Annotated in this window: 14 protein-coding genes; 8 read left to right on the top strand and 6 right to left on the bottom strand. The window is 58.2% G+C overall.

Annotated elements, in window-relative coordinates; genetic code table 11:
* Positions 1-78: 78 nt before the first annotated feature.
* The 4 genes from ACWJKU_RS09130 to ACWJKU_RS09115 all read right to left on the bottom strand — a co-directional run bounded on the left by ACWJKU_RS09130 (position 79) and on the right by ACWJKU_RS09115 (position 2,856).
* Positions 79-411, bottom strand: a complete 333-nt coding sequence (locus ACWJKU_RS09130) for an RNA recognition motif domain-containing protein (protein WP_454147894.1) — start codon at positions 409-411, stop codon at positions 79-81.
* Positions 412-906: 495 nt separating this feature from the next.
* Positions 907-1,401, bottom strand: a complete 495-nt coding sequence (locus tag ACWJKU_RS09125) for a siphovirus Gp157 family protein (protein ID WP_454147892.1) — start codon at positions 1,399-1,401, stop codon at positions 907-909.
* Positions 1,402-1,406: 5 nt separating this feature from the next.
* Positions 1,407-2,420, bottom strand: coding sequence for a hypothetical protein (locus ACWJKU_RS09120; protein WP_454147890.1), 1,014 nt, complete (start codon positions 2,418-2,420; stop codon positions 1,407-1,409).
* 247 nt (positions 2,421-2,667) lie between these two features.
* Positions 2,668-2,856, bottom strand: a complete 189-nt coding sequence (locus ACWJKU_RS09115) for a hypothetical protein (protein WP_454147888.1) — start codon at positions 2,854-2,856, stop codon at positions 2,668-2,670.
* 376 nt (positions 2,857-3,232) lie between these two features.
* Here ACWJKU_RS09115 and ACWJKU_RS09110 point away from each other — a divergent pair, with 376 nt between their 5' ends.
* From ACWJKU_RS09110 to ACWJKU_RS09095, 4 genes are all read left to right on the top strand, one after another.
* Complete coding sequence (locus ACWJKU_RS09110) at positions 3,233-4,354, top strand: transporter substrate-binding domain-containing protein (protein ID WP_454147886.1); 1,122 nt, start codon at positions 3,233-3,235, stop codon at positions 4,352-4,354.
* Between the two features lie 212 nt (positions 4,355-4,566).
* The gene (locus tag ACWJKU_RS09105) at positions 4,567-5,802 is read left to right on the top strand and encodes a PhoPQ-activated pathogenicity-related family protein (RefSeq protein WP_454147884.1); all 1,236 of its coding nucleotides are present in this window, start codon (positions 4,567-4,569) and stop codon (positions 5,800-5,802) included.
* A gap of 583 nt (positions 5,803-6,385) precedes the next feature.
* Positions 6,386-6,895: a transcriptional repressor gene (locus ACWJKU_RS09100; protein WP_454147882.1), complete on the top strand. Its 510-nt coding sequence runs from the start codon at positions 6,386-6,388 to the stop codon at positions 6,893-6,895.
* 90 nt (positions 6,896-6,985) lie between these two features.
* Positions 6,986-9,073 carry a TonB-dependent receptor gene (locus ACWJKU_RS09095; protein ID WP_454147880.1) on the top strand — a complete coding sequence of 696 codons (2,088 nt, stop codon included), beginning with the start codon at positions 6,986-6,988 and terminating at the stop codon, positions 9,071-9,073.
* 247 nt (positions 9,074-9,320) lie between these two features.
* Here the strand turns inward: ACWJKU_RS09095 and ACWJKU_RS09090 are convergent, their stop codons facing one another.
* Together ACWJKU_RS09090 and ACWJKU_RS09085 are read right to left on the bottom strand one after the other, a co-directional pair.
* Positions 9,321-9,701, bottom strand: a complete 381-nt coding sequence (locus tag ACWJKU_RS09090; protein ID WP_454147878.1) for a PilZ domain-containing protein — start codon at positions 9,699-9,701, stop codon at positions 9,321-9,323.
* Positions 9,702-9,713: 12 nt separating this feature from the next.
* A complete protein-coding gene (locus ACWJKU_RS09085; protein ID WP_454147876.1) occupies positions 9,714-10,337 on the bottom strand; it encodes an FHA domain-containing protein in 624 nt (207 codons plus the stop codon).
* Positions 10,338-10,660: 323 nt separating this feature from the next.
* Here ACWJKU_RS09085 and ACWJKU_RS09080 point away from each other — a divergent pair, with 323 nt between their 5' ends.
* From ACWJKU_RS09080 to fliE, 4 genes are all read left to right on the top strand, one after another.
* Entirely contained in the window at positions 10,661-12,067 is a 1,407-nt protein-coding gene (locus ACWJKU_RS09080) for a sigma-54 dependent transcriptional regulator (RefSeq protein ID WP_454147874.1), read from the top strand.
* A gap of 110 nt (positions 12,068-12,177) precedes the next feature.
* The gene (locus ACWJKU_RS09075) at positions 12,178-13,365 is read left to right on the top strand and encodes a sensor histidine kinase (RefSeq protein ID WP_454147872.1); all 1,188 of its coding nucleotides are present in this window, start codon (positions 12,178-12,180) and stop codon (positions 13,363-13,365) included.
* A 15-nt stretch (positions 13,366-13,380) separates the two neighbouring features.
* Positions 13,381-14,721, top strand: a complete 1,341-nt coding sequence (locus tag ACWJKU_RS09070; protein ID WP_454147870.1) for a sigma-54-dependent transcriptional regulator — start codon at positions 13,381-13,383, stop codon at positions 14,719-14,721.
* Between the two features lie 54 nt (positions 14,722-14,775).
* Positions 14,776-15,087, top strand: coding sequence for a flagellar hook-basal body complex protein FliE (gene fliE / locus ACWJKU_RS09065; RefSeq protein WP_454147868.1), 312 nt, complete (start codon positions 14,776-14,778; stop codon positions 15,085-15,087).

Here is a 15,087-nt window from a genome sequence, read left to right as displayed (position 1 = left end):
CAAGAGCCGAGGCATTTGACGGAACATTATCGGCCGGATCCGACGATCCGGCCGGTGCCAAGAGTCCTGCGGAGCCGATCAGTTGCTGCGATTGCCATAGCCTCCGCCGCGTCTCGCGGCCGTCACGAAGGGGTTGGCGCTGCCGCTGCGCTCGCCTCTTTCTTGGGGCGGACGAGCCTCGTTCACGGTCAGACTGCGGCCGCTCACTTCCTTGCCGTTCAAGGCCGCGATCGCCGCCTGCGCTTCCTGCGCGCTGCCCATTTCCACGAATCCGAAGCCCTTGGAGCGCCCGGTTTCCCGATCCAGAATCACATGGGCCGAATATACCGTGCCATGTGCCGCGAAAATCTGGTGTAAATCTTCGTTTCCGAGACCGTAATTCAAATTGCCGACATACAATTTCCTGTTCACTAGATAACTCCTCGATACCCACTTTAATGAAGCGAAAGCGCCGAAAGTTAAAACAGACGCCTATTAATAGCGGTTTCAAATCCGCTCCTTGGCAGGATAAATAAACTATCTTTCCTGGGCTATTTCCATAAGTAATCGCCCATAGGCGACATAGTTCCGCGGATGTGGCAAGAGCCGAGCATCAAGGGGTATATCGGCAGCGCGACATATGCAAAGCCAACGTAACGCAAATACCCGGAATCGAGGGCGTGCGGGCTGCTCCGCGAATTTTTCGACCGAAACCGATAAGTCGTGCAACGGTTCGAATTCAACGGCCGTGGTCGGGCCGTGCCGATGCAGACCGTTCCGGATCGCTCCCCGCGGGCGAGCGCCGCTAGCCCATGCCGCTCCCGGCGAACCGGCGGATGAACCCCGAAGGACACCTCGAAAAACCGTGCACTTCGAGGCGCTCCGGGAGGAAAGGTTTTATTCGAGCTCGCAAAATGCGATCGTCCGTCAGGCAATATCGAGCCGGGTTTCTTGTTCCAGATGAGCGCCCCGGACGGTCTGCCCGGACAGCAGTGCCTGTTTGATTCCGTTTTTATCGACATGAACGACGCTTTCCTCGCGCTTGAATATCTCGGGAATGGCCGATTCGTCGTCGACAATCACCTTGGGCGGATTCTGCTTGATTTTGATAATGAATTGAGGACTTCTGATTTCGCGTATATCGGTACGCTCCATTTGAACCTTGAGATATTGGCGCAATCCCGCCGCGCGGTTTTCCAGGGCTTTTCGCCGCCGGCTCATCCGCTCCTCGGCTTGACGAATCAGTTCCGCCTCGCCCTCCATGTGCAGGAGGGCGGCGGCGACGTTCCATGCCTTGATGGAGATCTCGCCCGACAGCGCTTCCAATGTGTCGCTCACCACATCCGGCGGCAGATCCGGATTCGCGAGGCTCTCCAGGGCATCCTGATATTGCTCGGCTATCTCGTAAAGCTTCGTTTCCACGCCGATCACCTCTTTTCGCCCGATGCCTGCCCGGCCCACTCCTCCAGCTTTTTGACGAGCCTGTCGTAGATCTCCGGCGTCAACTCGTCGAAAGCCTTCAGTTTGTTCTTGCTCGCGGTTTTAACCCAACGCAGCACCCGGTCGCGGTCCAGTCCGAGTTCCTTGATCCGCGCCTCCAGTTGCTCGAGTTGGGTCAGCGAAAGACCGCTGAACCGATAGCCCCGGCCGGGGATTTCGGGAGACGGCGTCGGCTCGGCCGGAGCCCGCTCGCCGACTTCCTCCTTGAGATCGCCCGCCGCTTGCGGCTTCGAACTGGGCCCCAGGTGCATATCTTCCAAATCCTGGGTAAACACTTCGCTGAGCCCGGCCATGCGTAGGGTCGCATCGATGTGCGCGGACTTTCCCGCCATCTTGAGGGCCTTGTTCAGGTCGCCGTAATCCTGCTGCACGCTACGCGCGCCGATGCCTTCGGCGACCGTCCGCTCCTGGCTGTCGCGCAGTTCGCAACGCAAAATGATCGTGCCGAGGCGCTGCCCCGACAGTGCGGCCTGCTCGTACGCGGTGAGATTCGGATAATGCACCGTGACTCCGAGCATGCCGCAAATCTTCTCGGCGCCGGGTTTGAACAGGCTGGGCTTGCTCCAATGGCTGTTGATCGGACACAAGCGCGCTTCGCCGCGCTTGGCAAAGGCGCATTTTTCCCGATTGAAAAGATGGATGCGTCCATAGTCCGTGCCTTCCACCAAGGCTTCGCGTATCCAGTTGAGTATCGCCGCGCGATTGTGCTTGCGCCGCTCCAGTCCGGCCTCGAACACGTCGTTCGGCAAATCCAGGGGGGAAACGCCCGCCGCTTCGATCTTTGCGGTTTTCCGTGCGACTTTCCGCGACGGCTCGGCTTTCTCTGCCGCCGGCTTTGCGGCGCCCGCGAGAGGCTTGTCATCGTGTTCGAGATAGGCTGCGGGCGGCAGGGCGGTCGCCGGGCGCTCAGCGATGTTTTCGCGTTCTTTCACGTGGGTCATAACTAGGTCAACTCCTGGCGTACAGATAACCTTTCGTACATCGTTCTCCGCAAGCGGTCGCCTGCTTCCGAGGTGCTATGGCTTTTGTACTGCTCGTCTTAGGAATAGAAAGTAAAAGGAGCCGGAATATCCGGGCTGGAGAGATTATTTAGGGTGTTTCGGGAGGTTGACGGTACGGCACGTCGTCGGATCGTCGGGTGCGAGTTGGGTTGATGAATGGCTCCGGAAGACGCTCCCCCGATTGCGCTCAGTCGATCGCCGGCAGCGGAGCGTCGACGGACCGGGGTCTTGAAGGCCGGCGAGCGGCGGTGATGCCGTCGTAGCCGGAGACTGCGGCTTGTTTTTGGGCTAGAAATGACAAGGCGGTGATCTTCGCGTGACGTGTACGATAAACAATCAATTCTCCATGTAAGGCATTAAACAATTTTTTGCGCATTAAGTTCCCTGAAAAGCTGTAAAAAATTTTAAAATACAAAGAGTTGCCGCAATTAGACCGGTTCGGCGAGAACGTGTTCGCGCCGAACCGGAATGCCGTTTCCCGGGGGCGCGAAGACTCGCCTTGACACCCCGAAAAACGCCGGCCATGAGAGAATGGCATCCCTGATCTTCGGGCTTTGCCGCGGGAGAGCGCGAAGCCGGGCCCGGCCGATTGAGCGAGTATGAAAGGATAAAAACCGGACAGAGTATGGATCGAGAATTTTTTACATTGCAGGCAGCTTCGCGTGTTTGACGAAAAACGGTTTTTTATCGAAATTTTGCTTGATTAAAAACAGATCGATCGAATACTTACAAAAAGTATAAAAGGCGAAATAATGGATGGCGACAGATACAAAAAATCGACCCTGTTCCGGAAATGGTTAATCCTCTCATTTTGCATCGGCATGGCGCTGGCCTTACCGCTTCGAGCGCAGAACGATTCGAATGGCGGCGCGTCGGAAACTTTGACGGTCGGCGTTGCAGGTACGCCGCCTTTTGTAGCGGTTAATACCTTTGATAGGGGTATTTCAACCGAAATATGGAGGCTTCTGGCTTCGCGGTTAGGATGGGAATATCGGCTGAAACAATATGAAGACGTTCCGGAAGCTTTGCAGGCACTTCAGGCCGGCGAGATCGACGTGGTGGTGGGGCCTGTCAGCATCACATCGGATAGAGCGGAGCGGGTGAAGTTTACACAACCTTACTATCAATCTAGTTTATCTATTTTATCGCGTACCGACGGGCTGTCTTTGTGGAACCGAATCAGCCCGTTTTTCAGCAAACGTTTTTTTATTGCCCTGTTTGTTTTCTTGCTCATACTCGGCGGCGTGGGAACGCTTCTTTGGATAGCGGAACGGGAAAGGAATTCCGAGCAATTCCCGCATGACCCGATCAGAGGCATTGCCAACGGCATGTGGTGCGCTATCGTTACCATGTCCACCACCGGTTATGGAGACAAAGCGCCGGCTACTTTATGGGGCCGTATTATTGCGGGTTCTTGGATGGTGGTCTCCATTATTTTTGCGACTACCATGGTGGCCGGTATAGCCAGCACGCTTACGCTGACCGGGATGAATGCCACCGTTATTGCCACGGCCGATGCGCTAAAAGGTAAAAAGGTGGCCGTGGTATCGGGTTCGCCTGCAGAGGTATTCGTGAAGAATTACGGCGGAATCAATGTGGGTATCGATTCCCTGCAAGAAGGTTACGATCTGTTGAAAAGTAAAAAAGCGGACGCGGTTGTATACGATCGTCCGCAAATACTATTTTTTTTAAAACAGCGCTATGACGATGAAAGCGTGGCCGTCTCAACGGCGGAATATATCCGTCAAGGATACGGATTTGCGTTACCGCTGAATACTACATTGCTACACTCGCTGAATGTAACGCTGTTGTCTTTGAAAGAATCCGGCAGTGTGGAAAGAATCGCCGACGAGTGGCTAGGCGCTGGAGAATGAAATCGGGGTTTTCGATTCGTGGGGCATTGGAGTTGTAGCGGGCGACTCAAGTTGCCCGCTACGCCCGTATTGAAAACGCGCTAGAAATTCACCCTGGATTCGCCATGTCATCGTTCGGCCGGGCATGTTTTAAAAACTTCCACGATGGACGGTTCGGGGGTGCGGCAAATCGCTTTTGTTCTTGAATTTCGACGGCATTGAATGGAGGAGGAATGACGGGAGCGCTTGAAGATTACGTTAATACGCCGGATACCGCATACCGCTGGCGGCATGTGTCGGAAGCCGTAGAGTCGTGGGGAACGCTTATCCGCCTGGAGTTGATATCCCAGAAATGGCATGGCGAGACGTGGAATCACGGCCTGGTCATCGTTCGGCCCCGTGAACTCCGGAATCCCAAGACGGCTTTTTTTCTGATCACCCACGATGGCGCCATCGGCATCGATCTGTTGAAAACGGTTGCCGAACGAGCCGGCGGCGTGGCGGCGGCCATTACCGGCATTCCCAATCAGCCGCTGTACGGACGTAGCGAGGATGCGCTCGTCGCCTACACCTTCGATCGGTATGCGGCGACCAACGACAAAACCTGGCCGTTGCTGTTTCCCATGGTGAAGAGCGCGGTCCGCGGCATGGACGCGATTCAGGCATTCTCGCGCCGGACGTTGAATCTCGGCATCGAGAAATTTCTGGTTTCCGGGGCATCCAAACGGGGTTGGACGACCTGGCTGACGGCGGCCGTCGATCGGCGGGTACAAGCCATCGCGCCGATGGTGTTCGATATGTTGAACATCAAAATCCAACTGCAATGGACCGAGAGGGTCTACGGTCGGCAAAGCGAGTATATCCGCGATTACACCGATTTAGGCCTGCATCGGGCACTCGACGATAATATCTCCATGCAGCGCTTGCGCGTTTGGGTGGATCCCTACGCGTATCGGGCGCTTTACACGATGCCGAAGCTGCTGCTGCTGGGCACCAACGATCCTTACTGGACGGTCGACTCGCTACGTCATTATTGGCACGACTTGCCCGAGCCCAAATTGCTGTTCCAAGCGCCGAACGCCGGTCACGGCGCGGGCAATACCCCGGAAGCCAGGCAAACGCTCGCCGCCTTTTTCGAATTGGTCGCCGAAAATCGCCCGCTGCCCAGATTGGCATGGACGCACACACAAGGCGATAACGAAACGATACGCGTGGAAACCGACAGCGCACCCGCGGCGATACGTCTTTGGACCGCCGAATCTTCGGATCGCGATTTTCGTAACGATGTTTGGTCGAGCCGCAGCCTCGATCTCGATCCGGAGAGAAATGGCGCCACCATTTCCGTACGCGCGCCCCGCGACAGATATCGCGCGTATCTGGTCGAAATCGATTTGCGCTCTCCGAGCGGCCATCCTTATCAGCTTTCGACCGAAGCATGGGTCGTTCCGGAGCTCGCGCGGATCGAGTGATTGTCGCTCAATCCCGACGCGCGGGAGGCGAGACGGTCTTGCCGTCATACGCCGATCCGGCGCAGCGCGGCCCGCGCTTCGTCCGGCCATGTGTGGCCCGATTTTTGCTTAAAGCATGGCGCATATGGTTGCAAGGGGGAAAGGTTCAATTCATGCGTGCTTTCATTTTGAAATCGGTTTCGGCAATACTGCTCGTCGCGTTCAGCGGTTCTTCCGTAGCTTCGGGCGGGCACGGACCCAAGCGCAAACATCACAAGCATCGGCACCATCACAGCGACGTTCGTCATGCTCCGGCGGAACGGCCGCGCTTGCCCAATCTGCCGGCACCGCCTCCGTTGCCGAAGCTGCCGCTTTTGCCGGGAAGATAAATCGCTCCATCCATACCGGCGGGCGGCAGACGGAACGGCTCGACGATCGTTCGGACGACCGCCTGGCATGGAAAAACGATGACCGTGACGTCGCCCGCGCTGTCCCCGTGCTCCGTTCCGTAACGGGGAAACCTCGTCCCGGAACATTCCGCTTGTCCAAGATATGGAGACGTTATAAAGTAACATATGGAATCATATCGCTCGAGGTCCAACTGATGAATGGCAGGACACCGCCCCACCGAGACGAGCATACGGCGCCCACTCACGATCACCGTGGTTGCGTCGACAGGGCGCTACGCGTGGCGGAACAGCTATGCGCCCAGCGCGAAGTTCGGTTGACGCCGATTCGTCGCAAAGTGCTCGAACTGATCTGGGAAAGCCACCGAGCGGTCAAGGCTTACGATCTGCTCGACAGGATCAAGCCGTTCGAGCAGGCCGCAAAGCCCGCGACGGTTTACCGGGCTCTGGAATTCCTGATGGAGCAGAGTCTGATCCATCGCGTGGAAAGCCTCAATGCGTTCGTCGGTTGCAACTGTTCCGAGCGGCGGCACGAGCAATTGCTGCTGATCTGCGAGCATTGCGGGAACGTCGAGGAGAGGCCGGGAGCCGGCGTGATGGCGGCGGTGGCGAGCGAAGTAGAACTGGCGGGATTCACCCTCCACCGGAAAGCCATCGAGATTCACGGCTTGTGCGCTCATTGCGCGCGCCATAGAGCCAGCGCCTGAGTCGCGAGTCGGGCCGCACTCGATGCCCGCCGCATGCGGCGGATTTTATATCCAATATGTGACGATATAACATTTAAACAAATATCATTCATGTACAAGCGAGTGGGCGTATTGATGGTCTCGGCCGCATCCCTGGCATCGCAGGCCTCGGCCGAGGAGGAGCCCGCCAAGGAATTGGAGTCGGTCTTGATCACCGCGCCGGCCCCTGAACCGGCGGAGGCGTCGGCGCGTCCTTTCAACGCCTTGACGGGCGATGAACTGATGCGGAAAGTCGGCAATACCTTGGGCGAAACCTTGAACCAGGAACTCGGGATGACCAGTTCATCCTTCGGTGCCGGCGTCGGTCAGCCGGTCATCCGTGGGCAAAGCGGTCCCCGCGTGAGGGTCATGCAGGACAGTCTGGGCATTCAGGATTTGTCCACGCTGAGCCCCGATCACGCCAATGCCGTCGAGCCGATTCTCGCCGAGCGCATCGAAGTGCTGCGGGGACCTCAAACCCTCTTGTACGGCAGCGGGATCATCGGCGGCTTCGTCAACGTCATCGACAACCGGATTCCGGACCGGCTTCCGGAAAAGATCGTCACGGGCGCGGCGGAACAGCGCTACGACACCGTATCCGACGAAACCACGAGCGTTTTGCGGCTGGATGCGGGGCAGGGCTTCTTTGCCCTGCATCTGGACGGCTTCTACCGCGATCGGAACGATGTCGAAATTCCGGGCTTCGCCATTGACGAAAAGGCGGAAGCGGCCTCTTACGGCGAGGAAGGGCATGAGGAACCCGGCGCCAATACCAAAGGCTATATCGCCAACACCGACGCCAGGGCGCGAGGTGGCACGGTAGGTTTCTCGTTCGTCGGCGAACCGGGCTATTTCGGCTTCTCGGTCAACCGTCTTGAAAACGATTACGGCATTCCGCCCGGTGCGCATAGTCACGGACATGAACACGGCGAAGAATCCGGAGCGGACAAAATTCGGGTCGATATGGAGCAGTCGCGCTACGATTTCAAGAGCGAGCTTTACGATCCCGCGCCTTTCGCCGAGGCACTCAGGCTGCGCCTCGGTTATACCGATTACCGCCATGTCGAGCAGGAGAACGGCGTCGCCGGCACCGTGTTCAGCAACGAGGCGGTGGAAGGACGGATCGAACTGGCTCACAAGAGCATCGGCCCGTGGCGCGGAACGGTCGGCGCCCAGGTTCAGAGCAGCGAATTCTCTGCCGTGGGCGAGGAGGCCGTAGTGCCGAAATCCAATATTTCCTCCCACGGCTTTTTCGCCGTCGAGAACAGGCAATGGCGCGACGTGCTGTTCGAACTGGGATTGCGCGTCGAAGATCAGACCATCAGCCCGGACGGCATGAAGAGCCGCTCGCATACGCCGGTCAGCGCCTCGGGCTCGGCCGCATGGAACTTGCGCGAGGATACGGCGCTGACCTTTGCGGTGACTCGTTCGCAGCGGGCTCCCCAGGTTCAGGAGCTTTTCTCGAACGGCTTTCATGCGGCGACGCGGAGTTTCGAACTCGGCAATCCGGCGCTTTCGGAAGAGACGTCTTACAACCTCGATCTCGGATTCCGTTACAACCCGGGATGGGTCAGCGCCGAGGTCGATCTGTTTCACAGCTGGGTGAACGACTACATCTTTCAGCGCAATCCCGGTACGGTCTTCAACCGGGAAAACGAGCGCTTCGAGGCGGTCTGTTCCGAGCAGGACGCGTGCGTTCCGGTACTCGAGAGCACGCAACTGGACGCCACGTTCACGGGTTTCGAAGCGAGCCTGAAATTCCCGGTATTCGACCAGCCGTTCGGAAGACTCGACCTCACCCTGTTTTCCGACTACGTCCGCGGCCGGTTCGATCATGGCGGCGATGTCCCGCGATTACCGCCGCTCCGGTACGGTTTTCAGCTCGATTACGGATTCGAAAAACTTACCGCTTTTGCCCGGCTGATGAATGCCGAGGCGCAGGATAATCCGGGCGAGAACGAAACGAAGACGGGCGACTATCTGTCGTTCAATGTCGGCGCCGAATACCGGCTGGCGGCCGTCGACCGCGCGGAGATCATGGTATTCGTCAGAGGCAAGAATCTGCTCGATGAAACCATCCGCAATTCCACGTCTTACCTCCGCAATATCGCGCCCGAGCCCGGCCGCTCCGGCGAATTCGGAATACGCGTCAGTTTTTAGGGGCCGTCGCAGAAAACGGAAAAAACTGTACGCCAAGGGCAGGGGGTGTCAGGTTGAAGCCTTGACCACACGTCGGACATGTCAGAAAAGGCCGAAATCGACTCTACTCTGATACATCTAAGCGCGATCCAATCCGCGTGTGCTGCGTCGTCAGCTCAGCGTCCCACGGCTGTATCGCGTCTTGCATGGTGGTCTCCTCAGTCGATTACCATGCCTCGTTAGACCAACAACTGCGGCTGTAAGAGGGTTAATGGCCCGAACTCGACGCCAGCGCCTGTAAATCCCGTTCGAGCAATTCGGGGTCGCCCAGATTCAATTCGACCAGCCTTTTCAGCGCAGCAATGCTGTCGAGATCGATCAGGCGACACTCGAAGCCGGCTTTCCTTCCGCTACGGTGCGCCAGGGAAACGTCCATCAGGATGTGGACGGTTTCGTTCAGATTGACGTGGAGTTCGTAAATGTCTTCGGGATTGATGGTCGGGTCCGAATCGAACTCGATCAGACAGCCTTTGAGTGAAAGATCCAGAATCTTGCACGGAAAGCTTTCGTTTTCATAAGACAGCGTGGCCTGTGCGTCGTGCGCTACGCGGTGAAAATGACGTTTATCCGACGGCCTGATCCTGGGCATCGAGACGCTCCATCACTCTTCTTGAAAGAATTGCATCAGGGAATCGTTGACTTTGACGATGTCGCCGTCGTTCAGCAGAAAGGGCTGATCCGTTACCGGCCTGTCGTTGACCGTCAGCGTCGTGCCGTCCGCCAAGGGAGAAATAAAATATCCGTTCTTGCGCTTGGCGATGATGACCACGCCGGACCCTTCTTTGCCGAGACGGACCAATGCTTTCTTCAAAGGAATGACCAGCCCGATCTGGCGCCCGTTCAGCACCTGCAAGCTGCCGTTGAAAAATTTGGCGTCGGCATCCGTCCAGACGCCCCGATCCGGTTCGGAATCCGGTTCCCGCTCCGCTCGAAAGACTTCTTCCTTGGCATAGAAAATCACATGCTTGCCGATGGTGATGCGGTCGCCGTGATCGAGGACATGCTCGGCAACTTTTTTATCGTTGACGAAAACGGGGAAGCCGCTGTCGGTCTCTCGAATGAGATGTTGTTCGGAAGCGGATTCGATAACCGCGTGCTGGGGCGCAACGGCCAGGCTATCGATATGCAAGGCATTGGATGGGTCACGGCCGATGCCGGTCTCGCCCGGCCCGAGCGTGATGGCCTGGAGCGATTTGCCTTTGAACGTGAGCGTTAACTTGGCCATTGAAGAGCCCGCCTGATGACATAAAGCTTATTGTTGCTAAAAGTATACACGCTATTCCGCTGTCTCGTTTCCGCCACGGAACGATGACCGTCGGATTTTGCCTTCGAATAAAATGCCTTCGAATAAAAATAGCTCGTATTGCCGTATCCGGTTCCTGGAATTGCTGTCTTTCGTCATCGGATTGTCCTTCGGATTCAAAAAACTGCGGTTGACGACGATATTTTGACGGCTAAACTTTCCCCCCGTTCATTGTTGCATATCCACCATAACATCCGGTCGACCGACGCACCGGACAGTGCCATGCCGATAGAGAGCGAAAGTAGATGGGCTTGCGCCGAATTTTATTAGTCCAAAGCAATGGCATCTTATGTACGGAGCTGGGCGCCGTTTTGAGATTTCTGGATTGCGAGACCGTCGTGCGCGATCCGGATCATCTCGATGCGGAGTCGGAACCGGCATTCGATGTCGCCTTCGTCGGCGTGGACGGTAACGTCGAAAAGGTGTTGTTGCGGCTCGCGGAACTCTATAGGCAGGCGCCGCTCGTGTTGGTGATGGATAAAACCTCGGCCAGTCCCTTGCCGGCCGGGCTGGAAAACAGGGCCGCCGCCGTGCTGGCCTGGCCGACCAACTACGCCACGTTGAACGCCTGCCTCGAAAAGATCGGCCGGGGAGCGTCCGAGCCGGGGAGCGTCCGCCCGCCGGAACTGTTCCGCAGTTTGACGGGCGCCAGCGCGGCCGTCCAGCGTACCCGCAAGCTCATTCGGCAGGTCGCCCCGTCCGACGCGACGGTTCTGATTCTCGGCGAATCGGGCACCGGCAAAGAGGTGATCGCCCGCAATCTGCACTATTACTCGGCCCGCCGGAGCAAGCCTTTCGTGCCCATGAATTGCGGCGCCATACCCGGCGAACTCCTGGAAAGCGAGCTTTTCGGCCATGAGAAAGGCGCCTTCACCGGAGCGCTCAGCTCCCGCCAGGGGCGTTTCGAAATGGCCGAGGGCGGTACCCTGTTCTTGGATGAAATCGGCGATATGCCTTTATCGATGCAGGTGAAGCTTCTGCGAGTCTTGCAGGAGCGCTGCTTCGAGCGGGTCGGCAGCAACAAGACCATCCAGTGCGACGTGCGCATCGTCGCGGCGACCCATCGCAATCTGGAAGAGGAAATCAGCCGAAACCGGTTTCGGGAGGACCTTTACTATCGCCTCAACGTTTTTCCGATCGAGGTGCCGTCTTTGCGCGACCGACAGGAAGACGTACCGGCCCTGATCGACGATCTGACCGCCCGTCTTAAAGCCGAGAAGCGCGGAGAGTTGCGGCTGACCTCGGCAGCCCTCAGGGTATTGCAGAGATACCACTGGCCGGGCAACGTGCGGGAATTGGCCAACCTGATCGAGCGCCTGGCCATTTTGTATCCGAACGGCATCGTCGACGCGGCGGATCTGCCGGAAAAATTCCAACAATACGTCAAGCCGGAAGACGGCGTGCCGCGGCGCGACCCTTCGCCCGGAAACGCCGCCTCGGGCGAAACGCCCGGAATTCCGCGTTTACCGGGGGAAGGCCTGGACTTGCGCGAACATCTCAACAATCTGGAATGCGAATTGATCAAGCAGGCCCTGGACGAGTGCAACGGCGTCGTGGCTCATGCCGCCAATCTGCTCAGGATGCGGCGCACGACCTTGGTGGAAAAGCTGCGCAAATACGGCTTGCGCGGGGAAGAAACGACGATTATTTGACGGCCGCCCGAATCGGCGCCGTCTAAGTCGTTGTATTTTATGGCTCATAAAGTGGCACTTCGTTTGCTTGTTGCCGATCGGGTTCAACTTTACCGGATTCGGCGGTTCCTTTGGGCAATCAAGCTTTCGACAGTGCCAAGCGTTTGCAGGATGCCTTTCAGGTATTCAACGCGCTTTCCGAAAATCTCACCCGATCCTATCTCGACCTCGAGGCTCAAGTCGCCCGCCTCAACGAAGAACTCGCGGCCGCCCGCAGCGAACGGCTGAAGACGCTGGCGGAAAAGGAAATTCTGGCCAATCGTCTGCAATTGCTTTTGAAGACGCTGCCGGGCGGCGTGGTGGTGATCGACGAGCGCGGCCTGATCGCCGAACACAACCCGGTGGCCGGCCAGTTTCTCGGCGAGCCGTTGCTGGGAAGAATCTGGCGCGATGTCTTGGATTCCTTGCCGATCGTCGAGAATCCCCATCAACGGCTTCTGCCCGGCGGAAAAACGATCAGCCTGACGCTCAGCCCGCTCGGCGACGAACCAGGCCGGATCGCGCTCCTGACGGACGTCACGGAGATGCGTTCTCTTCAGGAATGGGCAGACCACCAGAGGCGTCTTTCGGCGCTGGGGGAAATGGTGGCGAGCCTCGCCCATCAGGTGCGTACGCCTCTCGCCACGGCGCTGCTGTACGCTTCCCATCTCGCGAAGCCCGATCTCGAGATCGGGCAGCGTGCCAAATTTGCGGCGAAACTGACCGAACGGCTGCATTACCTGGAACGTCAGGTCAACGACATGCTGACGTTCGCCCGGGTAGGCACTTTGGCCAAGGCGCAATTTTCGATCGGCCAGCTCCTGGCCAAGCTCGTCGAAACCTGCGAACCCTTGCTCCAGGGCAAATCGATACGTTTCACGGCGATCACCCGATGCGGCGACGACGACCTGCACGGCAACGGCGACGCGCTCCTGGGCGTATTGATCAATCTGGTCAACAACGCGGTGGACGCCCTGGCCGGAAGCGGCCGCGTGACGGTCGTCGCCGAGCAGCCCGAGCCCCGCCGCTTGGAAATCAGCGTGTCGGACGACGGTCCGGGCATTTCCGAAGATATCCGAGCGCGGATTTTCGAACCGTTTTTCACCACCCGGACCAATGGCACCGGACTCGGGCTGGCCATCGCCGAGTACGTGGTCAAGGCGCACCTCGGACGCATCTGGTGCGAGTCCTCGCCGGGCCGTGGCTCGACCTTTCGTATTCAATTGCCGTTAAGACCGGGCGGCACGCCTTTGCCGGCGGATCTTTCCGGCCGCGCCTGAGCATGGGAGAACACGATGCAGCAATCTGACATTTTGATCGTCGAAGACGACCCCGCCTTGTCGGAGGCGTTAACCGACACGTTGGAACTCGCCGGCTATCGGACGATGGCCGCCGGAGACGGCCGGGAGGCGCTCGACAGACTGGCGGAGTCGCCGGTGAGACTGGTAATCAGCGACGTGCAGATGCCCAACCTTCACGGGCTGAGCCTGCTCGAACGCATCAGGACGGATTATCCGGAAGTGCCGGTTCTTCTCATGACCGCCTACGGTACCATCGAAAATGCGGTTCAGGCCATGCAGGCCGGAGCCTGCGATTATCTGGTCAAGCCCTTCGCGGCGGAAGCGCTGGTCGAGCAGGTCTCGCGGCGGATTCTGCCGGAGCCTGGGAAGACCGACGGCCGGGTGGTGGAAAGCCCGGCCATGAAAAAGCTGTTCGGCCTGGCGGCCCGGGTCGCGAAATCCGACGCCACGGTCTTGATTCAGGGCGAGAGCGGAACCGGCAAGGAAGTTCTCGCCCGCTACATCCATCAGAGTTCCGCCCGATACAACGGTCCCTTCGTTGCCATCAACTGCGCCGCGATCCCCGAAAACATGCTCGAAGCGGAGCTGTTCGGTTACGAGAAAGGCGCTTATACCGGAGCGGCGCAGTTGATGCCCGGAAAACTGGAGATGGCGCAGGGCGGCACCGTGCTGCTCGACGAAATATCCGAGATGAATCTGGCCTTGCAGGCAAAACTGCTCAGAGTGCTTCAGGAACGCGAGGTCGAGCGCCTGGGCGGACGCAAGCCGCTCGCCCTGGATATCCGCGTGCTGGCGACGACCAACCGAAATTTGAAGGATTGGATCGGGCGCGGATTGTTCAGGGAAGACCTCTATTACCGGCTGAGCGTGTTTCCATTGACCATCCCGCCGTTGCGGGAGCGGAAAGAAGACATTCGCCCCCTGGCGGAAGCGTTTGTCCGGCGCCATTGGCGAAGCGGCAAACCATTGCCGCGCTTGAGCGAGGATGCCGCCGACCGCCTGTCGGCCTATTCGTGGCCGGGCAATGTGCGGGAATTGGACAATTTGATTCAGAGAGCCTTGATACTCCAGTCGGGCAACCGCATTGCGCCCGAAGATCTGGCATTCGAGGACGATATCCGCGGGCGTGACGGAATTCCGGCGACGGTCGATATCCCGCCGGCCGAGACCCTGGTGGACGGACTGAGGACCCTGGAGGAAAAGATCATTCTGGACACGCTCAAGGAACAAAACGGCAGCCGTAAATCGACGGCGGAACGGCTTGGGATCAGCGAACGCACGCTCCGCTACAAACTGGCCAAATTGCGCGAGGCCGGATATCCGGTTTCTGTCTGATATTGGCGCAAATCGTGCATTCATGGACGTAACGACAAAAAAACGGGCATAACCATGAGCGAGCTCGAAATCAATAAAGTTCTCGATCAGATGCGCATCATGCGGGATCAGGCCCGCAGCACCGCATTGCCGGCCGACAGCACGGTCGACTTCGGCACTTTGCTCAAGGATTCGATCGACAAGGTCAACGAAACCCAGCAACAAGCCAACAAATTGGCGGAAGCCTTCGAATCCGGCGAGACCGACGCCAGTCTGTCGGAAGTGATGATCTCGCTGCAGAAAGCCAATCTGTCGTTCCAGGCGATGGTCCAGGTCAGGAACAAGCTGGTAGAGGTTTACAAGGATGTCATGAATATGCCCATGTGA

The sequence above is a fragment of the Methylocaldum sp. MU1018 genome (genome assembly GCF_053646775.1).
This window is presented reverse-complemented; position numbering and strand designations above follow the sequence as displayed.

Bases quoted from the DNA above. Each gene is read 5' to 3' on its own strand.
- ACWJKU_RS09105 (WP_454147884.1), top strand. From the start codon at position 4,567: ATGACGGGAGCGCTTGAAGATTACGTTAATACGCCGGATACCGCATAC.
- fliE (WP_454147868.1), top strand. From the start codon at position 14,776: ATGAGCGAGCTCGAAATCAATAAAGTTCTCGATCAGATGCGCATCATG.
- ACWJKU_RS09070 (WP_454147870.1), top strand. From the start codon at position 13,381: ATGCAGCAATCTGACATTTTGATCGTCGAAGACGACCCCGCCTTGTCG.
- ACWJKU_RS09090 (WP_454147878.1), bottom strand. From the start codon at position 9,701: ATGCCCAGGATCAGGCCGTCGGATAAACGTCATTTTCACCGCGTAGCG.
- ACWJKU_RS09100 (WP_454147882.1), top strand. From the start codon at position 6,386: ATGAATGGCAGGACACCGCCCCACCGAGACGAGCATACGGCGCCCACT.
- ACWJKU_RS09080 (WP_454147874.1), top strand. From the start codon at position 10,661: ATGGGCTTGCGCCGAATTTTATTAGTCCAAAGCAATGGCATCTTATGT.
- ACWJKU_RS09095 (WP_454147880.1), top strand. From the start codon at position 6,986: ATGTACAAGCGAGTGGGCGTATTGATGGTCTCGGCCGCATCCCTGGCA.
- ACWJKU_RS09110 (WP_454147886.1), top strand. From the start codon at position 3,233: ATGGATGGCGACAGATACAAAAAATCGACCCTGTTCCGGAAATGGTTA.
- ACWJKU_RS09085 (WP_454147876.1), bottom strand. From the start codon at position 10,337: ATGGCCAAGTTAACGCTCACGTTCAAAGGCAAATCGCTCCAGGCCATC.
- ACWJKU_RS09115 (WP_454147888.1), bottom strand. From the start codon at position 2,856: ATGCGCAAAAAATTGTTTAATGCCTTACATGGAGAATTGATTGTTTAT.
- ACWJKU_RS09120 (WP_454147890.1), bottom strand. From the start codon at position 2,420: ATGACCCACGTGAAAGAACGCGAAAACATCGCTGAGCGCCCGGCGACC.